The following is a 1,366-nucleotide window of genomic DNA, read 5'->3' as shown; positions in this document are numbered from 1 at the left end:
GTAATTACCCACCCCCCTTGCGCGGGAGTGGGTTGGCTGATTCGATCCTGGCATGCAGCGGGACGCGCTTGAGCGGCTAAGCAAGGCAGAGCTGATCGAGCTGGTGCTGCGGCTGCAGCGGCCGGAGAAGACATCACGTACATCCTCCAAGCCGCCGTCCACGGATCGGAAGGAACGGCGCGAGCGCGCCAAGCCTGGAGGCGCCAAGCCGGGCCATGCGGGCCACAGCCGGCCCCTGAGCGACGATGTCTCCGAGAGGATCGCTCACCGCCCCGATGTCTGCCCGTGCTGCCGGATGGCGCTCGCGCTCGATCTGCCAGCCGAAGCAGCCGGAGTTTGGGAGCGCATCGAGCTGCCCGCGGTCAGGCCGCAGGTGGTGCACCACCATCGCCTGGCGGTGCGCTGCCCCGGATGCGGCACGCGGGCCGTGGCGCAGGTGCCGGTCAGCGGCACGCCCTTCGGCCCGCGCCTGCATGCGGTGGCCACCTACCTCAAGACCTACCAGGCGCTCTCCTACGAGCGGCTGCAGGCCGCGCTCGCCGACCTGTTCGGGCTGCGCCTCAGCCAGGGCGGGCTGATGAACCTGCTCCGCCGCGCCCAAGGCCGGTTCCAGGCTGGGCGTGAGGCGGCCGTCGCAACGCTGCGTCGTGCTGAGGTGGTCGCTTCCGATGAGACCGGCGTGCGGATCGAGGGCTGCACCGGTTACCATTGGGTGTTCCGCTGCCAGGATGCCGTGGTGCACCAGGCCGCGCCGACGCGCGCCGCCTCCGTCGTGCGCGCCATGATGGACGGGCACCGCCCCGCGGTCTGGCTCTCGGATCGCTACGCCGCGCAGCAGGGCCACGGCTTGGCCCAGCAGACCTGCCTGGCACACCTGGCACGCGACGTGGCGTACGCGCTCGAGGCCAGCGACGACCCAGTGCCGTTCCGGCTCAAGCTCTGGCTGAGCTCCGCCTTTGACCTGGCCGACACCGCCGCGGGCCTGGCCGCCTCCACTCTAGCTGCCAAGCGGCGGGCGCTCGAACGCAGGTTGGACGCGATCCTGGCAACCTCCAGCGGCTGCGAACTGACGCGGGCGCTGCAAGCGAAGCTGCGGCGAGCGCGCGACCAGCTCCTGACCTTTGTGGACTGGCCTGGCCAGGTCGAGGCGACGAACAACGCCTGCGAGCGCGACCTCCGCCCCGCCGTGATCCAGCGCAAGGTCACCAACGGCTATCGCGCGATGTGGGCCGCTCAGGGCGAGGCGGACGTGCGCACCGTAGTCGCCACAGCCCGCCTCGCGCCGAACACCAGCGTCTTTGGCGCCATCCTGACGACTGTCACGGCCTGACCGCTACGTCGCAGAAGTCAGGGGGTGGGTAATTAC

1 protein-coding gene is annotated in these 1,366 nt (G+C 70.6%); it reads left to right on the top strand.

Annotation, left to right across the window (positions count from 1 at the left end):
- The first annotated feature begins 52 nt into the window (after positions 1-52).
- Entirely contained in the window at positions 53-1,330 is a 1,278-nt protein-coding gene (gene tnpC / locus ACFQS7_RS30905; protein WP_380070979.1) for an IS66 family transposase, read from the top strand.
- The last annotated feature ends 36 nt before the right edge of the window (positions 1,331-1,366 follow it).

Origin of the sequence: Dankookia sp. GCM10030260 (assembly GCF_042666655.1) — a bacterium.
GTDB lineage: Bacteria > Pseudomonadota > Alphaproteobacteria > Acetobacterales > Acetobacteraceae > Paracraurococcus.
The sequence above is the reverse complement of the archived record's forward strand: the minus strand, read 5'-3'. Positions and strand labels throughout refer to the sequence as shown.

Bases quoted from the DNA above. Each gene is read 5' to 3' on its own strand.
- tnpC (WP_380070979.1), top strand. From the start codon at position 53: ATGCAGCGGGACGCGCTTGAGCGGCTAAGCAAGGCAGAGCTGATCGAG.